Raw genomic sequence first — 17,854 nt, forward strand, 5'->3', positions numbered from 1 at the left:
GCGTGCTAACGGGAATGCAGTTATTTTTTGAGGTTATTGTTTTTAGGGTGTGTCTTTAAGGTCAGGATTATTAGTGTGTTTTTTTAAGTTATGTTTACCTTGGTGAGGGGAGTTTGAGGTCGGAGAGTGCAGAGAACTTGCCGGTAAATGCCTTCGGGCGGGGGTAGTCCAGGTCACCGTGTTTGCTGGTGTGGAGACCTAGGCTAACCAAGGATTCCGCAAGCTTTAATGCAGCGCTAACGCCCTCTATCACCGGTACGCCAACCTCACGGCTGATCTCTTCAGTTAAGTTCGCCATTCCGCCACACCCTAAAACGATGGCACCAATGCCGTCTTCATCGCGGGCACGGCAGCACTCTTCAACAATGCGGGTAAAGGCGGCATCAGGGTGATGTTCAAGATCGAGAACCGGAATTTCTGCAGCGCGAATGCGGCGGCAGTGGTGGCGGAACCCATACTGTTCGAGCAAGTGTTCTGCAATAATGCCGGTACGCCCTAACGTCGTTACAATTGAGAAGCGGGTACTGACGAGCGTGGCCAGATGAAAGGCTGCTTCCGCAATGCCAATGACTGGCGCACGGGTTAGCTCTCGGGCTGCTAATAAGCCTGGATCGCCAAAGCAGGCAACCACGTAAGCATCGATGCCACCTTCGCGTTCACCTTTAAGAACTTCTTCGGCAACGCCTACTGCGCTAATGGCCTCGTCGAAATGACTCTCGATGGATACTGGCCCCGCATCGGGCTGGGTGGCGGTAACGGTTGTCGATGCCGCTGCCTGTCGCTGGGCGGCCTGATGAATGGCAGCCGTCATAGAGGCTGTTGTGTTTGGATTGATAATGCGGATATGCATGTTGAATCGCTCGCTGGTAGACAAAGTTGAGCATCTTGTATACGAAAATAGGGCGGTTTTGCGTGGATCGCAAGCCTTTTTACGTTGTTTAAATGTAGGTACGGCTTGACCAGGTGTTCAAGTTTCAACAGGTTAGCGTCTTGCTTGTTTTAAAATGCTAATCATCTCAGCTAATTAAGCGGCTGTTGGATTGCGGTTGTTCTATAAAGGCGCTATTTTGTATACAATTATTTCCTGTATTGTAGATCTTTAATACCAATAAAATGCTCTGCAACCACTAAAGGAGCCGTTGAATGTCCCATTCATCTGATCGACCATCGAATGCTTATCCTCGTGACCTGACGGGTTATGGCCGCACCCCCCCTCATGCCAACTGGCCAGGCAACGCTAAGATTGCTGTTCAGTTTGTGTTGAATTACGAAGAAGGCGGGGAGAACTGCGTACTTCACGGTGACTCAGGGTCAGAGCAGTTTTTGTCTGAGATTATTGGCGCGGCCAGCTATCCAGATCGCCATCTAAGTATGGAATCGATCTATGAATATGGTTCTAGAGCTGGCGTTTGGCGGATTCTGCGGGAGTTCGAAAAGCGTGACTTGCCGCTGACGGTATTTGGTGTGGCAATGGCATTAGAACGTAATCCTGATGTCGCCCAAGCGTTTAAAGAACTGGGTCACGAAATTGCCTGTCACGGCTATCGCTGGATCCATTACCAAGAAGTCTCCGAGCATGTCGAGCGAGAGCATTTGCAGAAAGCCGTGGACATCTTCCAGCGCCTTTACGGTGAAAAGCCTGAGGGGTGGTATACCGGGCGCGATAGCCCGAATACGCGGCGGCTGATTCTGGAGGAAGGCGGCTTCCTTTACGATAGCGACTATTACGGTGACGATCTGCCGTTTTGGACCTCTGTGACCGATAGCCAAGGTAGTGAGCATAATCATCTCATCGTGCCTTATACCCTAGATACTAACGATATGCGCTTTGCTGCCCCGCAAGGATTTAATACGGCGGATCACTTCTTTACCTATCTGCGAGATGCCTTCGATGTGCTTTACGCTGAGGGAGATGAGTCGCCCAAAATGCTCTCTATTGGCATGCACTGTCGACTGCTAGGACGTCCTGGACGTTTCCGTGCTCTGCAGCGCTTTTTAGACCATATCGAGGCTCATGACCGCGTATGGGTAGCTCGTCGTGTGGATATTGCTCGCCATTGGGCAGAACACCATCCCGCTCCAACCCGCTGAAAGGCAAAATAATGAATAAATCTCCTTACTACGCCCCTACGGGGGGGCACCCGCCGCAAACCCAGCTAACCGCTGATCGTGCCGTATTCACAGAAGCGTATGCGTTAATTCCCAAAGGCGTGATGCGGGATATTGTCACTAGCAACCTGCCTTTCTGGGAAGGCACTCGATTATGGGTGCTGGCGCGTCCGCTTTCTGGTTTTGCTGAAACGTTCTCTCAATACATCATGGAAGTTCAGCCTGAGGGCGGCAGCGAAAAGCCGGAGCTAGACCCCAAAGCCGAAGGCGTGCTGTTCATTGTGGAAGGCGAGTTAACGCTTACTCTGGCGGGCGAGCGCCACACGATGCGCCACGGTGGCTATGCATTTATCCCTCCAGGTAGCCACTGGCAAGTGCGCAATGAGTCGTCTTCTCCTGTGCGTTTTCACTGGATTCGCAAGGCGTATGAGTTTGTGGAAGGGCTAGACGTACCGAAGGCCTTTGTCACCAATGAGCAAGACATTGCCCCACTCGAAATGCCGGGAACCGAAGGCCGCTGGGCAACCACGCGCTTCGTCGACCCTGCTGATGTGCGCCATGACATGCACGTCAATATCGTGACTTTCCAGCCGGGCGGCGTAATTCCCTTTGACGAAACCCATGTAATGGAGCACGGGCTTTATGTGTTGGAAGGGAAAGCTGTGTATCACCTTAATCAGCAATGGGTTGAGGTAGAGGCTGGTGACTTTATGTGGCTACGCGCATTCTGCCCCCAGGCGTGTTACGCCGGCGGCCCAGGGCCATTCCGTTACTTATTGTACAAAGACGTCAATCGCCACGCCGCACTTAAGCTCTAACGTTGAGTTCTGGTATTTAAGTTCTGGTATTTAAGTTCTGGCGTTGGCTGCTTCGCTGTGTGCTTACTCGGCGAAGCAGACTATTTTAGGATTTTATAATGATTAAACTGATAGCCGAACCGCTAACAGCCGAGGCGTTTGCGCCTTTTGGCGATGTGATTGATGCCCGCACGTCAGCGTCGTTTCCCATTAATGCAGGTCGTACCCAGCGTCACCACGACCTAGCACGTGTAGAAACGCTAGGTGACAACGCCCATACGCTGATTAATATTTTTGTCAGCCAGCCGATTACGTTACCGTTGGAATTAACTTTTTTAGAGCGCCACCCTCAGGGTAGCCAGGCCTTTATGCCGCTACATCAAGAGCGCTTTATTGTGGTGGTAGCCCCCCCTGGAGACACAATTGACGCAGCGAATGTCCGCGCTTTTGTCACTGATGGTCGTCAGGGCGTCAATTACCGTGCAGGTACTTGGCACGCTATTCAGTCGGTGCTTGAGCGTGAGGGCGAGTTTTTAGTGGTGGATAGGGGAGGTGATGGCAATAACTGCGATGAGTACTCGCTTGATATTACCGTTACTCTAGGCGAATAACTTGCGCTAACAGCATACGGTTGTCATCTTGCTCAGGTTAGCTTTTGACTGAACGAGAAAAATAGAGCGCACATTGCGCGTAGGAGACCAGCATGTCACAAGCCCACCGTTTGCCAAAACTACTCAAAATGCTGCGTCACTACGACGATCCAGTCAGCGGTGCGGATCTGGCTGAAGCGCTAGGTATACCGCTGAGTGTTCTCTACAAAGATATTGCTGTGCTTAGAGCCGTTGGGGTCGAGATTGTTAGTGAACCAGGCCAAGGCTATGTGCTCCCGCCTAGCGCTCAATTACCTCCCCCAGCGCTGAGCGAACCGACCAACGCACTGTCTGACGAACTGATTTTCTATACCCACCCCCTTTCGCGGGGAGGCATTGTGCACTGGATGCTTGAAGAGCTGGGTGTACCTTATCGCTTAGTGGTCCTGGAGTACGGGGCCACAATGCATTCGCCAGACTATTTAGCCATCAACCCGATGGGCAAGGTGCCGGCTATTCGCCACGGTGAGCGAGTGGTCACGGAGGCTGCCGCTATCTGTGCTTATCTTGCCGATGCCTTCCCCGAGGCGGGTTTGGCACCGCCGCTTTCAGCAAGAGACGACTATTATCGCTGGCTATTCTTCGCTGCTGGGCCGCTAGAAGCTGCTGCCTCGCTTAATAGCTTGGGCTTCCAACCTAATGCAGAGCAGCGGATGCGGCTAGGTTCTGGCGACTTTGCGACGGTGATTGAGGCTCTGGCTGCGGCCGTCAATGGACGCCGCTACATCGCTGGTGATGCTTTTAGCGCCGCCGATGTTTATGTCGGCTCCCACATTGGATGGGGAATGCAGTTTGGAACCCTGCCACGCCGTCCTGAATTCGAACATTACTGGGCGGGGCTGCAAAACCGTCCTGCACGGCAGCATTGCGAGATGTTCATCCAGCAGGCGTTGACACAGTAGTTGCCCTGTAAAATGGTGACGCGCCAGAGGTAGTCGTCCCCACGCTGATGAACGCTTATATAAGTTTTTATTCTCATTCTATTAATAATTAGGAAAATTATGAACGCACTGCACTTCTCTTCGATCCGTCGTACTAAAATTGTCGCCACCCTTGGGCCCGCCAGCGACCGGGAAGGTGTCTTAGAAGCCATGCTAGCGGCGGGTGTTGATGTGGTGCGTTTAAACTTCTCTCATGGCACCGCAGACGATCATCGTCGACGCTTAGTGCGCGTGCGGGAAATCGCCGCCCAACTGGGCCGAAGCGTAGCGGCGCTGGGCGATCTTCAAGGCCCTAAAATTCGTATCGCACGCTTCAAAGAGGGTGCTGTGGTTCTTCAAGAGGGCCAGTCGTTTGTCCTCGATATGGCGCTTGATGGCGATGCGGGTGATGTTAACCAAGTGGGCTGCGACTATAAAACCTTGGCGGAAGACGTGGCAGCCGGTGACCGCCTGTTGTTAGATGACGGCCGTGTGGTATTGGATGTAACCCGTGTAGAGGGCCAGCAGGTGCACACCGACGTGGTCGTAGGCGGTAAGCTTTCCAACCATAAAGGTATTAATAAGCAGGGCGGAGGACTTTCTGCTCCCGCGTTGACCGAGAAAGATAAAATCGACCTAAAAACCGCTGTTGAGATTGGTGTCGATTACCTGGCTATCTCCTTTCCCCGCCATGCGGAAGATATGCTTGAAGCGCGCCGTTTACTCGGTGAAGCAGGCAAGGATATTGGCTTAGTTGCCAAGGTGGAACGTGCCGAAGCCGTGGCAGATGAGGCAACCCTTGACGGCATTATCGAAGCGTCGGAAGCGGTCATGGTGGCGCGTGGCGATCTGGGTGTTGAGATTGGTGATGCCAAGCTGGTCGGCGTGCAAAAGCGTATGATCAAACGCGCGCGTTCGCTTAACCGCGCCGTGATTACCGCCACACAAATGATGGAAAGCATGATTTCAGCGCCACTGCCTACCCGCGCAGAGGTGTTTGATGTTGCCAATGCGGTGCTGGATGGTAGTGACGCAGTAATGCTTTCCGCCGAAACAGCCGCAGGCGACTACCCACTAGAAACCGTAGAGGCTATGGCGCGGGTATGTTTAGGCGCCGAGCGTGAGAAAACTGCCCAAGAGTCAGGGCACCGTATTCACGAAGGCTTTTCGCGGCCAGACGAAACCATTGCACTTTCGGCAATGTATGCTGCTAACCATATGAAAGGCGTTACTGCGATTGCCTGTATGACCTCCTCGGGTTATACGCCGCTAATTGCCTCGCGTATTCGCTCAGGCTTACCTATTGTTGGGCTTGCCCATACTCCCATTGCCCAGCGTCGTATGGCGCTTTATCGTGGTGTCGTGTCACTGCCGTTTGATACCTCTGAAATGAGTGCCACAGAGTTGAATGACGAAGCACTGACACTGCTGGTCAAACAGGGTGTCGTTACGCTTGGCGATCACGTGATTCTGACTCGAGGTGATCATATGAATGCCCATGGTGGCACCAATACCATGAAAATAATGGCAATTACCGAACAGCATGTTGAGCAAGCGCAGCGCTGATCGATGCGAATACTGCTATTAACGTGGTTACTGCTTGTTACTGCGCCTGCGTTTGCAGGCGCACCTATCGTTGCGGCAGCCTCTAATCTGCAGTTTGCATTGGAAGAGGCCGCGGAGCGCTTTACTCAGCAAACGGGACATGCTCTGCGCCTCAATTTTGGTTCCTCCGGAAATTTTCGCCGCCAAATTGCTCAAGGGGCCCCCTTTGAGCTGTTTCTTTCGGCGGACGAAACATTTGTACAAGCGCTTTATCAAGAGGGCCATGTCGATAACGAGGGCGTTATTTACGCCCGTGGTCGACTGGCGTGGGCGCAGCCTAAAGGAAAGTATTCACCACCTGATGAGCAGACACCGCTTGCTGGTGTGCATGAGGCCATCGCCGCACGTGACGCCGGGCAGCGTCAGCGTATTGCCATTGCCAGCCCAGAACACGCTCCTTACGGGGTTGCTGCCCAAGAAGTACTGCAAAACGCTGGTTTATGGCAAGCTTCTGAGCCGCTGCGCATTCAAGGTGAAAATGTGTCGCAAACGCTGCAGTTTGCTCTTTCGGATGATGCCCGCGGTGGGTTGGTAGCGTACTCTTTGGTGCTTGCTCCAGCACTTAGTGAGCGTAGCGAGTTTGTGTTGATCCCTGAAGCGTGGCACACGCCGTTGCACCAACGCATGGTATTAACACCTCAGGCAGGAGCAGTAGCGCAGGCTTTCTATGCATGGCTTCAGCAAGCAGACGCGCAGGCTATTTTCCAACAGTACGGGTTTAATACAGATTAATGGACTGGACGGCGCTTTCGGTATCGCTGCGCTTAGCAGGCTTGACCTGCCTCTTTTTACTGCCTGTGGGCGTGTGGCTAGGCCGAACGTTGGCCACTGCACACTTTCGAGGTAAAGGACTTTGCGAAGCGTTAGTGGCGTTGCCGTTAGTGTTACCGCCCACCGTGCTCGGTTTTTATTTGCTACAGCAATTTGGTCGCGATGCGCCTCTGGGAAGTGTTTGGGCCTCGCTCACGGGGGGCGGACTCAACTTCACCTTTAGCGGTATATTGCTAGCCTCGTTAATCGCTAATTTGCCTTTTGCGATTCAGCCTATTCAGCGTGCGTTTGAAAACGTACCGACTAACTTGCGTGAAGCTGCTTGGTGCAGCGGATTGAGCCCTTGGCAAACATTTTTACGCATTGAGCTACCGCTGGTGTGGCCGGGCATTCTCTCTGCGGCGGCATTAACATTTGCTCATACGCTGGGGGAGTTCGGGGTGATTTTAATGGTCGGTGGCGCGATTGATGGTGAAACTCGCACCCTAGCGATTGCCATTTATGATCGGGTACAGGCATTTGATGAACAGGGGGCTGCACGAATGTCGGCACTGCTGCTTCTAGTGTCGTTAACGACCCTGGGCCTGGTGTATGGGCTTGCAGGCAGACGTAGGTGGGTGCGTGGTTAAGGTGATCTCGGACAGTGGACTGGAGGTGATGGCCAAGCAGCGCGGCCCGATACCGCTGGACGCGTCATTTAGCTGTCCGGCGGGCGAACTTCTGGCGTTGGTGGGGCCGTCCGGTAGTGGCAAAACCACGCTACTGCGAACCATTGCTGGCTTGTACAAGCCTGAGCTGGGCCATGTGGCGTGTATGGACAACACTTGGTTGGCTACTGAGCGGCGCCACTCTCTTACTCCCCAGCAGCGCAAAATCGGCATGGTGTTTCAAGACTATGCATTGTTCCCCCATCTCAATGCGCTAGCGAATGTCCAACTCGCCATGGGGCACCTGCCTCACTCCGAACGTCCGCTCCGTGCGAAACAGTGGCTTGCCAATGTGCGCTTGGAAGGGCTGGAAAAACGCTTTCCCAGCGAGCTGTCTGGCGGGCAACGCCAACGCGTGGCGCTTGCACGCGCTTTAGCCCGCGAGCCGCAGGTATTGTTGTTAGATGAACCCTTCTCAGCCGTTGACCAAGTGACCCGACGCCGACTGCAGCGAGAGCTAGCATTGTTGCGTCAGCAGATCTCTATCCCGATTATTCTGGTTACTCACGACTTGGAAGAAGCGGCGGCGTTGGCAGATCAAATTTGCGTGCTGCATAACGGCGTCAGCCTACAGCAGGGTAGCCCTGAAGCTTTGTTTCGGCGGCCTGCTTCGCCGTTGGTGGCGAGGCTGTTAGACCGTCACAATATTTTTGAGGGTGAAATTACCAGCATTAATGGCCAGCAACGGTTGCAGTGGGGAGAGTACCACTTAGAAGTTGCCGAAGGCCTAGTGGGCCTGCCGTTAGGCGAAACAGTGGCTTGGTACTTACCGCCTTCCGATATTGTACTCCACCGACGTGACCGACCTTCACAAGGTGAACGCGAAAATCCGGTGGCTGCTACGGTGCATGAAATGGTCGTACTTGGCGGTATCACCTCGATCTCGCTGCGCGTTACTCATGGCGATGTGCTACGTTTCGATATCGCTACTCATGCCGCTCGGCGCAACCAGTTAGCGCTGGGGGAGCAGGTATATGTGTCGCTGCTTGCTGAAGGCATTCATATTATGTCGGGAAAGCATGTTGCTATGCCGTCACGCCATATGCCTTCAAACAGCCTGTCTTCCGATAACACGTCTTCTCATCATAAAAGGAACCTGTCATGACCGTTACGCGCCGTCAGCTACTGAAGACGTCTTTGGGGGTTTCGCTAGCGGCGAGCTTACCGTTGCCGCTGTTGAACGCTTGGGCGGATGAGTCTCGCCAAACCTCCACATTACCGCTGGCGATTCACAGCCAGGAAGGCCCTCACCGATTAGATGTTGAAGTGGCCGAGACCGCCTCTCAGCGACAGCGGGGCTTGATGGAACGTGAGCACCTGCCAGAAGCGCGTGGCATGCTGTTTCGATTTGAGAGCGAACAGCCCGCTGGCAATGCCTTCTGGATGTACCGCACGTTAATCCCGCTGGATATTGCTTTTATCAACGGTGAAGGTCGCATTGTAGCGATTAACACCATGCAACCCTGCGCATCTGATACGCCCCGCGAGTGCCCCGCTTACCCAGCCGGTGCGTCTTACCATGCCGCGTTGGAAGTTAACGCAGGCTACTTTGCTGAGCGTGGTATTCAGGTGGGTGACTGCGTATCAGTTCCTGCGCTGGCAGGGTTTTGCCGTCCTGATGTATAGCATTTATAACGAGCACTTAGAAACAGGACGCCGAAATCAACTTGCTAAAGGGCCTTTGCTGGAGGACGTTTGCCAACGTTGAGCACGATCAGGGCAATACCGGCAACCACGAGCCCGCCGCCTAACAGCTTATGGATACCTAGGCTGTCGCCCATTAACAGCGCGCCCAAGCCAACAGCGAGTACCGGTACCAGCAAGGTCATTGGCACCACGCGATTCACAGGGTGGCGGCGTAGTAAGGCGTACCAAATGCCGTAAGCGATAATTGATGACATCACGGCGGTGTAAATCATCGCCGCCCACCCCCGCCAACTCGCTTGTTGAATGGCTTGCCACTGGCCAGTTTCAAATAGCCAAGACCCTAGCGCGACCTGGGGAATCGCAAACAGCGCTACCCAGCCCGCTAATGCTAATGGAGCAATAGGCGGGCCGCGCTTAATCAACAGCTGGGAAACTGCCCAGCCCAAGGCGCTTAACAAAAGAATGGTCAGCGGCAGCGGCGAGGGTAGCGTTGGCCCGCCGGCCAGCACAATGACGCCAGCGAAAGAGAGCAACAGCCCCGCGATGCGCTTTGCCCCCAGTTTTTCTTTGAGAAACACCACCGCTAGCAGCGTGGCAAAAGGCGTGCCCATCTGCACCAGAAGTGCGCCCGTGCCTGCCTCTGCTTGGCCTAAGCCAATAAATAGCAGTGCAAAATGCAGGCTGCCAAACGTAAACGAAAGCAAGAGCAAAAAAGGCAACTGAGCACGGGCGACAGGGTAGAATGGCACCAACAGGGTAGCGACCAGCATAAAGCGCAGGGTGGTCATCAGTAGCGGCGGAAACTCTGCTACGCCGATTTTGATAACAATGATATTCAGCGCCCAAATAGCGATGACAAATAGGCCTAACAACAGGTCGCGTAGTGGCACGTTAATGTCCATTGGTAATAAATAAAAAGTGGTTTCAGCATATCAGTAAGCGCTACTGCAGCGTAATAACTCGATGTTCATCCCTCCAAAGTTGATTGCGAAAGGCTAACGATTGGCTTCCTTTAAACGCATGAGTGCCTACAATGGAGCGTTGTCCGCTTTATCGCTTTTTTAGCAAGCAGCGGCGGACTGAGGGTGAATAATAGCTATCGCTGAATACCAACTGATAAAAAAGGATCGACAATAATGACGCTGACACGCTCTATGGCTCGTTTAACGGCAGGCTTGGCCGGTGCTGCCCTACTATCTGCTTCGCTCTCTGCGCAAGCTCGTGAGCTCTCGGTTTCCACTGTCTTGTCTGACGCTTTCCCTTGGGGGCAGGCGGCGGAAAAATGGGCGGAGTTGGTGGAGGAGCGCAGTGGTGGTGAATTAACGCTGCGGGTCTACCCGAATTCCCAGTTGGTATCGGGCGACCAAACCCGTGAGTTTTCGGCTATGCGTTCCGGGCTAATTGACGCTGCAGTAGGCTCGACCATTAACTGGTCGCCCCAGGTACCTGAACTGAATTTATTCTCTTTGCCATTCTTTATTCCCGATGAGGCCGCTGTGGATGCCGTTACCGGTGGGGAAGCGGGGGAATTGGTCTTTGCAGCGATCGAATCACGTGGTGTTATGCCTCTGGCATGGGGCGAAAATGGCTTCCGCCAGGTCTCGAACTCTCGTGGAGCGATTAGTCAGCCAGGGGATTTGGATGGTCTGAAAATCCGTGTGGTTGGCTCGCCACTGTTCCAGGACACTTTCTCTGCTCTTGGCGCAGACCCAACGCAGATGAGCTGGACGGACGCCCAGCCAGCGTTAACCACTGGCGCGGTTGATGGGCAGGAAAACCCGCTTTCAGTGTTTGATGTTGCGCGTATTGATCAGGTGGGGCAAGTACATTTAACGCTCTGGAACTACATGAATGATCCGCTGATTTTTGCGGTTAACCAGCAGGTATGGCAATCGCTCGATGAAGAGCAACAAGAGCTGTTACGTGAAACGGCAATTGAAGCGGGAGAGTGGGAAATCGCCATGACTCGTGAGGAAGAAAGCGAGCGCCTGTCGGCTATTCAAGAACGCGGTGTGACGGTTACCGAATTAACGGATGAACAGTACCAAGCCTTCGTTGAAGCCACCCAGTCCGTGTATGAAAAATGGGCTCCGCGGATTGGCGAAGATGTGGTTAACGCGGCTCAGTCGGCTATCGACGCACGTTAATAACTCCTTTGGTGTTTTAACTACCGGCCTTCAGGGCCGGTAGCTTTTGTTGTGAGGCTGCCATGAAAGGCTTTCCCGATGCACGCCCTGAGCGCTGGCTAGGCGCGCTATCACTTATTGTTATTTCGTTGATTAGCTTGGGAAATGTGGTCACGCGTTATCTAACAGGCGGCTCATTTTCGTTTACCGAAGAGTTTTCCGTATTCTTACTGGTAGTGCTAACGTTTGCAGGAGCATCGGTGGCGCTTAGGCGAAACCGCCATATTCGTATCGGTTTTTTAGAGAGAGCGCTGCCTAGGCGTTGGCGCAGTGCACTTATTCTATTTCAAGCGCTGTGTGGGTTTACCGTTCTGGGCTTAATCACTTGGTACGGTGGAAAGCTGGCTTGGCAAGAGTATCAGTGGGAATCGCTATCGCCAGGGTTAGGGCTCCCCCAATGGTGGTACTTGGTATGGCTACCGGTATTATCAACTGCCATGGTATGGCGTCTCGTTCAGCAAACCCGTGATCGATTAAAGGGAGGGCTAATTGATGACGCCTGATGTCTGGATGATTCTCGCCTTTGCCGGATTTTTGATAGCGGGTGTGCCAGTTGCATTTTCGCTCGCGTTAGCTGGCTCAGTGGGTATTGTGGCCGGGCTTTCGCCAGATATGTTGGCAACGCTGGGCACCAATACCTATAACAGCATTGCCAAGTATCCTTTAATCGCGATACCGCTATTCATACTGACAGGTCTGATTTTTGAGCGCTCTGGTGTGGCGTTACGCTTGGTACGCTTTGCGCAGGCGCTTATTGGGCCTCGCCATGGCGGTCTGGCGCTGGTTGCGGTGCTGGTGTGCATGATTATGGGGGGCATGAGTGGATCAGGCCCTGCGGATGCAGCTGCAGTGGCCATGGTAATGCTTCCAAGCATGACAAAAGCGGGCTATCCAAAGCCATTTTCCGCAACACTCATTGCCGCATCGGCATCCACCGCTATCCTAATCCCACCTTCCGTGGCGCTAATTCTTTACTCGATTGTGGTACCTGGCGTTGATCTACGCGCGTTATTTGCAGCAGGCCTCTTTCCCGGCATTTTGGCAGGGCTGGCGCTGCTGGTGCCTGCAATGATTGTCGCTAAGCGCTATGGCTGGGAGGGGACGCCAGTAGAGGGTGCTGAAACGTTGACCGTTCGCACGACGTTCCGGCAGGCGTTACCCGCCTTGTTTGCTCCGGTACTCATTTTAGGAGGGCTGCGTTCAGGCCTATTTACCCCGACCGAAGCCGCCGTAGTGGCGGTTGCTTATGGCACCGTCGTGGGGTTATTTCTGACGAAAGAGCTCTCGTTACGTGACCTGTGGGAGTTGTTAGGAGAGGCCGCGATTATTTCTGGGGTGGTGATGTTGATTATCGCCCTGGCGGGTATTTTTGCTTGGGCCGGTACGATGCTAGGCACTTTCCGCCATTTGGCAGAGTGGATTATTAGCTTAACGGATAACGGTGTTTTGCTGCTGGTGCTTGTCATGCTGGCGGTACTGGTCGCTGGCATGTTGCTTGATGCTATTTCTATTTACCTCATCATGATGCCTGTGCTTATTCCGGTGATGCAGCACTTTGAATGGAACCCCGTATGGTTCGGCATTCTCTTGGCTATGAACATCGCTATTGGGCAATTTACTCCGCCGGTTGCGGTGAATTTGATGGTAACGACAGAGGTTGCAAAAATCCGCTTGGAAGAGACGCTGGGCTGGGCATTCTTGTTTGTTTTGGCGATGGGGTGTGCTTTAGCCCTGGTGGCTATTTTTCCGAGTATTGCTCTGTGGTTGCCATCGGTACTTGGTTATAACATCTGAAGCACACCTCAGTTCGTGCCCTGAATTGACCCTAAGATGCTCTACCCGCTATACGCTATGCAAATACGGCATGGTAATTAACGGTAACTAAACGTTGTACATGAGTAATCTGAATTTGTTGTTTGAGCTGCTTGTGGTAGGTGATGCCATGCTTTTTGTGCACTACCACTAAGCATTAAGTGTATTTGCTGAGCAGAGGGACTGAATAGCAAGCACGAGGAAGTATCTAAGCGATAAACCCATAATGACTTGCCGTGTACTTCGCCAAGTAGGTTTTTTTTCGCTAAAGTAGTAAGTGTCGGCTGTGTTAGTCGACGTTGATAACAGATTGTCTTGAAAACGTTTTGGCAAAAAAACACCTGAGGGAATCGTTTAGCAGGTGGAGTTAAAGCGTATAACGCTCACAACATCAAGATAAAGAGGTGTGTCCATGAAACGCCATGTATTTTCCACTGCCGCCTTCTCTGGCGCGCTGATTGCGGCCGCTACGTTTGCATCTCCGGCGGTTGCACAGGAACGCTTCATCACTATCGGCACCGGTGGCCAAACAGGTGTGTACTACGTAGTCGGTCAGTCGATCTGTCGATTGGTGAACCGTCTGGAAGACGCAAATATCAAATGTAATGCTCCTTCCACAGGTGGATCTGTTGCCAATATTAATGGCATCAAGTCTGGCGAATTGGACATGGGTGTTGCTCAGTCGGATGTCCAGTACCAAGCTTACAATGGCACTGGGAATTTCGAAGGGGAGCCTTATGAAGAGCTTAGGGCTGTGTTCCGTGTTCACGGTGAGCCTTTGACTCTGCTTGCGCGTGCTGACTCAGGAATCGAAACACTCGATGACCTAGAAGGAAAACGCGTCAATATTGGTAATCCAGGTTCAGGTCAGCGCAACACCATGGAAGTGGTGATGGATGCGAAAGGCTGGACTGAAGATACCTTCTCCTTAGCATCTCAGCTTGATGCCGCAGAGCAAGCGGCAGCTCTTTCCGATAATAACATTGATGCCATGGTTTATGTGGTGGGCCATCCCAATGGTTCCATCCAAGAAGCTACCACCACCGTTGATGCTCGCCTGATCTCGCTTAATGACGAAGACATCCAGGGCATCGTTGATGAATACCCGTACTATTCAACATCGGTAATTCCGGGGGGGCTGTATCGTGGTAACGACGAAGATGTCGAAACTTTCGGTGTGGCGGCTACGTTTGTAACAACTGCTGAGGCTGATGAAGACGTCATCTACCAGACCGTCAAGGCAGTTTTTGACAACTTTGATCGCTTCAAACGCCTGCATCCGGCCTTCGAGAATCTTGATCCGGAAGAAATGGTAACTCAGGGGCTTTCTGCACCTCTGCATGATGGGGCAGCGCGTTACTACCGTGAACAAGGCTGGATCGAGTAACCGTATAGCTTGACGTACTGTTACCTTGGTAAGAAATGCGCGGCTACCCCAGGGTACCGCGCATTTTAGCTTAGAATGTTTATAGGGCATTTCGATATGGCAATTAGGCGTCAATCGTCTCGGAGAAGGGCAGGCATATGACTGAAGATAAGAATAGACCTTCGGGAGCCGGAGTAGACTTGGAGGATATGGTAGCCTCCAGTGACACGGGAGCCCGTAAACCGAGCGGCATGCCCGGTAAGCTTCTGGTGAGCATTGCAGCGGTGTGGTCTCTGTTTCAATTGTGGATTGCTTCTCCAGTGCCCTTCATTTTGGGGTTTGGTGTTTTTAATGCCACTGAAGCCCGCTCTATCCACTTAGCTTTTGCGCTGTTTCTGGCATACATGGCCTATCCGGCACTCAAGCGTTCGCCTCGTGACCGTATTCCGATCCAGGATTGGATACTTGCAGCAACGGCAGCCTTTTGTGGCGCTTACATGTTTATGTTTTACGAGCAGCTATCCCAGCGCCCCGGCGCGCCAATAATGCAGGACGTTATTATTGGTATCGCAGGGATACTGCTACTGCTTGAAGCGACCCGTCGTGCGCTTGGCCCGCCGTTGATGATTGTGGCGTCAGTTTTCCTTATCTATAGCTTGGCTGGCCCTTGGATGCCGGGCATTCTTTCACATGGTGGCGTTAGTCTATTCGGTTTGATTAATCACCAGTGGTTGACGACTCAGGGGGTCTTCGGTATCGCTCTGGGGGTCTCAACTAGCTTCGTGTTTCTATTTGTGTTGTTCGGTGCTTTGCTAGATAAGGCTGGTGCTGGCAACTACTTTATAAAAGTTGCATTTTCGCTGCTTGGTCACTATCGCGGTGGTCCAGCGAAAGCTGCTGTAGTCGCCTCTGCAATGACCGGTTTGATTTCCGGTTCTTCGATTGCCAATGTCGTGACCACCGGTACTTTTACGGTGCCAATGATGAAAAGGGTAGGGTTTTCCTCCGAAAAGGCGGGCGCTGTCGAAGTGGCGTCATCGGTCAACGGACAGATTATGCCTCCGGTGATGGGGGCTGCTGCCTTCCTGATGGTCGAGTATGTAGGTATTTCTTATGTCGAAGTAATTAAGCATGCCTTCTTGCCTGCACTGATCTCTTATATCGCACTGGTCTATATTGTTCACTTGGAAGCCCTGAAGGCCAATATGCAGGGGCTTCAGAGTAGCAATCCGCCTAAGCCGATGGTCAATAAAGTGATCGGTTTTCTCGGTGGTTTGCTACTGATGATGATTACCGCTCTAGGGGTCTATTATGGCCTTGGTTGGCTCAAACCAGTACTGGGCGACGCTACTCCCTGGGTGGTGGCCGTTGGGCTGACAGTGATCTATATTGCACTACTCAAACTGGCGGCAGGTTACCCCGAACTTGAGCTTGATGATCCTAACCAACCAATCTATTCGCTGCCGCAGACGAAGCCTACAGTGCTGGTTGGCTTGCAGTACATTTTGCCTGTCATTGTGTTGGTCTGGTGTCTGATGGTCGAGCGCTTGTCGCCAGGGCTGTCGGCTTTTTGGGCCACTGTTTTCATGATCTTCATCATTCTTACTCAACGTCCCATCACTTCGATCTTCAGGGGTCGCGGCGATATGGCTGCGGATTTGCGTGAAGGCGTTATGGATCTGTGGAGCGGCTTAGTCACTGGTGCCCGCAACATGATTGGTATTGGCATCGCCACTGCCACCGCCGGCATCATTGTCGGTGCTGTATCGCAGACCGGGGTGGGTCTGGTACTGGCTGAGGTAGTGGAAACGCTTGCCATGGGTAACTTGATGCTGATTTTGCTGCTTACAGCAGTGCTCAGCTTGATTCTTGGCATGGGGTTGCCTACGACGGCTAACTACATTGTAGTATCGGCGTTACTGGCGCCAGTTGTCGTCAGCTTAGGTGCTGAAAATGGCCTGCTAGTACCATTGATTGCGGTGCACCTGTTTGTGTTTTATTTCGGCATCATGGCGGATGTTACGCCGCCGGTGGGACTGGCGTCCTTTGCGGCGGCGGCAGTATCGGGTGGCGATCCCATTCGGACAGGTTTCCAGGCTTTCTATTACAGCCTTCGTACCGCGGCATTGCCGTTTTTGTTCATCTTTAATACCGATCTGCTGCTAATTGATGTGACCTTTCTTCAGGGGGTTCTGATCTTTGTCGTTTCGACTATCGCCATGCTGATCTTCGCTGCGGCGACCCAGGGCTTCATGATTACACGCAACCGTTGGTATGAATCTATCATTCTGTTGCTGATCGCGTTCACGCTGTTCCGCCCCGGTTTCTGGATGGATATGATCCATGACCCCTATGAGTCGATACCTCCCGATCAATTCGTTGAAGTGCTTGGCAGTGTCGACGAAGACTCTACTCTGCGTTTGCAGATTGCAGGTCTTGATGACTACGGCGATCCGATGACGACCTACATGATACTTCCGGTGCCAGAGGGGGAAACAGGACAAGAGCGGCTCGATAACCTTGGCATGGAGCTTTTTATTGAGGATGGAACAGCGACTGTTGATATGGTGGCTTATGGCAGCCAAGCAGCAGATCTCGGCTTAGATTTCGATCAAGAAATCATCGAGGTATTGGCTCCTGTTGACCGTTGGACTAAAGAACTGATGTGGATTCCTGCGTTCCTGGTTTTTGGGCTGATTGTATTGATGCAGCGCCGGCGTCGTAATAACACGTCAGCTACCGCTGCTGCATGAAGGAGAATGCCATGTACAGCAAGATCATGTTGCCGGTGGACTTGAATGAGGAAGCTTCTTGGTCAAAGGCACTGCCTACAGCCCTGACGTTATGTCGTACTTTTGGTGCTTCGCTACATGTGGTTACGGTACTGCCGGATTACCGTATGCCTATGGTGGGTTCCTATTTTCCCAAGGACTTCGCTAAAAAGGCGCACACAGCGATAACCGAGGCACTTCATGACTTCATTAAGGAGAAAGTGCCTGAGGACATTCAGGTGCAAAGTGTCACTGTGGATGGATCCCCATGGGAGGGGATTATCAAGGCTGGTAAGAAACTGGATGTGGATCTGATCGTTATGGCATCACATACCAAGCGTAAATTTGTAGATTATGTCTTGGGGCCTAATGCTGAACATGTGGTTCATCATTCTAAGGTATCGGTAATGATCGTGCGCTGACGTTTCAGTACCGAGTTGTTTGTTAAACGAACTCCAGGCCATTTGGCCTGGAGTTTTTGTTTGTGGGGTTATATTAACGTTGGCTAACGCA

17 protein-coding genes are annotated in these 17,854 nt (G+C 52.6%); 15 read left to right on the plus strand and 2 right to left on the minus strand.

Features of this window, described 5'->3' with window-relative positions; translation table 11 throughout:
• Positions 1-94: 94 nt before the first annotated feature.
• Entirely contained in the window at positions 95-850 is a 756-nt protein-coding gene (locus tag L1X57_RS09525; RefSeq protein ID WP_009721321.1) for an aspartate/glutamate racemase family protein, read from the minus strand.
• 293 nt (positions 851-1,143) lie between these two features.
• Here L1X57_RS09525 and puuE point away from each other — a divergent pair, with 293 nt between their 5' ends.
• The 9 genes from puuE to L1X57_RS09570 all read left to right on the plus strand — a co-directional run bounded on the left by puuE (position 1,144) and on the right by L1X57_RS09570 (position 9,185).
• The gene (gene puuE, locus L1X57_RS09530; RefSeq protein ID WP_009721322.1) at positions 1,144-2,091 is read left to right on the plus strand and encodes an allantoinase PuuE; all 948 of its coding nucleotides are present in this window, start codon (positions 1,144-1,146) and stop codon (positions 2,089-2,091) included.
• 11 nt (positions 2,092-2,102) lie between these two features.
• Positions 2,103-2,927: a bifunctional allantoicase/(S)-ureidoglycine aminohydrolase gene (locus L1X57_RS09535; RefSeq protein WP_009721323.1), complete on the plus strand. Its 825-nt coding sequence runs from the start codon at positions 2,103-2,105 to the stop codon at positions 2,925-2,927.
• A 98-nt stretch (positions 2,928-3,025) separates the two neighbouring features.
• Positions 3,026-3,517 carry an ureidoglycolate lyase gene (locus tag L1X57_RS09540; protein WP_009721324.1) on the plus strand — a complete coding sequence of 164 codons (492 nt, stop codon included), beginning with the start codon at positions 3,026-3,028 and terminating at the stop codon, positions 3,515-3,517.
• 92 nt (positions 3,518-3,609) lie between these two features.
• Complete coding sequence (locus L1X57_RS09545) at positions 3,610-4,458, plus strand: glutathione S-transferase N-terminal domain-containing protein (RefSeq protein WP_009721325.1); 849 nt, start codon at positions 3,610-3,612, stop codon at positions 4,456-4,458.
• A gap of 99 nt (positions 4,459-4,557) precedes the next feature.
• Complete coding sequence (gene pyk / locus L1X57_RS09550; RefSeq protein ID WP_009721326.1) at positions 4,558-6,042, plus strand: pyruvate kinase; 1,485 nt, start codon at positions 4,558-4,560, stop codon at positions 6,040-6,042.
• Positions 6,043-6,045: 3 nt separating this feature from the next.
• Complete coding sequence (gene modA, locus L1X57_RS09555) at positions 6,046-6,813, plus strand: molybdate ABC transporter substrate-binding protein (protein ID WP_009721327.1); 768 nt, start codon at positions 6,046-6,048, stop codon at positions 6,811-6,813.
• The gene (gene modB, locus L1X57_RS09560; protein ID WP_009721328.1) at positions 6,813-7,481 is read left to right on the plus strand and encodes a molybdate ABC transporter permease subunit; all 669 of its coding nucleotides are present in this window, start codon (positions 6,813-6,815) and stop codon (positions 7,479-7,481) included. The genes modA and modB overlap by 1 nt, the downstream gene beginning before the upstream one ends.
• The gene (locus L1X57_RS09565; RefSeq protein ID WP_234667694.1) at positions 7,474-8,664 is read left to right on the plus strand and encodes an ABC transporter ATP-binding protein; all 1,191 of its coding nucleotides are present in this window, start codon (positions 7,474-7,476) and stop codon (positions 8,662-8,664) included. The genes modB and L1X57_RS09565 overlap by 8 nt, the downstream gene beginning before the upstream one ends.
• On the plus strand, positions 8,661-9,185 hold the full coding sequence (locus tag L1X57_RS09570; RefSeq protein WP_009721330.1) for a DUF192 domain-containing protein: 525 nt from the start codon (positions 8,661-8,663) through the stop codon (positions 9,183-9,185). Before L1X57_RS09565 ends, L1X57_RS09570 begins: the two co-directional genes overlap by 4 nt.
• Before the next feature lie 44 nt (positions 9,186-9,229).
• On the opposite strand, the gene L1X57_RS09575 is transcribed toward L1X57_RS09570, so the two are convergent.
• Complete coding sequence (locus tag L1X57_RS09575) at positions 9,230-10,096, minus strand: DMT family transporter (RefSeq protein ID WP_009721331.1); 867 nt, start codon at positions 10,094-10,096, stop codon at positions 9,230-9,232.
• 246 nt (positions 10,097-10,342) lie between these two features.
• Between L1X57_RS09575 and L1X57_RS09580 the strand changes: the two genes are divergently transcribed.
• The 6 genes from L1X57_RS09580 (at position 10,343) to L1X57_RS09605 (ending at position 17,763) form a co-directional block, all read left to right on the plus strand.
• Complete coding sequence (locus L1X57_RS09580; protein ID WP_009721332.1) at positions 10,343-11,353, plus strand: DctP family TRAP transporter solute-binding subunit; 1,011 nt, start codon at positions 10,343-10,345, stop codon at positions 11,351-11,353.
• A gap of 62 nt (positions 11,354-11,415) precedes the next feature.
• Positions 11,416-11,895, plus strand: coding sequence for a TRAP transporter small permease (locus tag L1X57_RS09585; RefSeq protein WP_009721333.1), 480 nt, complete (start codon positions 11,416-11,418; stop codon positions 11,893-11,895).
• Positions 11,885-13,186, plus strand: coding sequence for a TRAP transporter large permease (locus L1X57_RS09590; RefSeq protein ID WP_009721334.1), 1,302 nt, complete (start codon positions 11,885-11,887; stop codon positions 13,184-13,186). Before L1X57_RS09585 ends, L1X57_RS09590 begins: the two co-directional genes overlap by 11 nt.
• A gap of 430 nt (positions 13,187-13,616) precedes the next feature.
• Entirely contained in the window at positions 13,617-14,591 is a 975-nt protein-coding gene (locus L1X57_RS09595) for a TAXI family TRAP transporter solute-binding subunit (RefSeq protein ID WP_009721335.1), read from the plus strand.
• 137 nt (positions 14,592-14,728) lie between these two features.
• Positions 14,729-17,323, plus strand: a complete 2,595-nt coding sequence (locus L1X57_RS09600; RefSeq protein WP_039868373.1) for a TRAP transporter permease — start codon at positions 14,729-14,731, stop codon at positions 17,321-17,323.
• Positions 17,324-17,334: 11 nt separating this feature from the next.
• Positions 17,335-17,763 carry a universal stress protein gene (locus L1X57_RS09605; protein ID WP_009721337.1) on the plus strand — a complete coding sequence of 143 codons (429 nt, stop codon included), beginning with the start codon at positions 17,335-17,337 and terminating at the stop codon, positions 17,761-17,763.
• The last annotated feature ends 91 nt before the right edge of the window (positions 17,764-17,854 follow it).

The sequence above is a fragment of the Halomonas sp. TD01 genome (genome assembly GCF_923868895.1).
Lineage (GTDB): Bacteria > Pseudomonadota > Gammaproteobacteria > Pseudomonadales > Halomonadaceae > Vreelandella.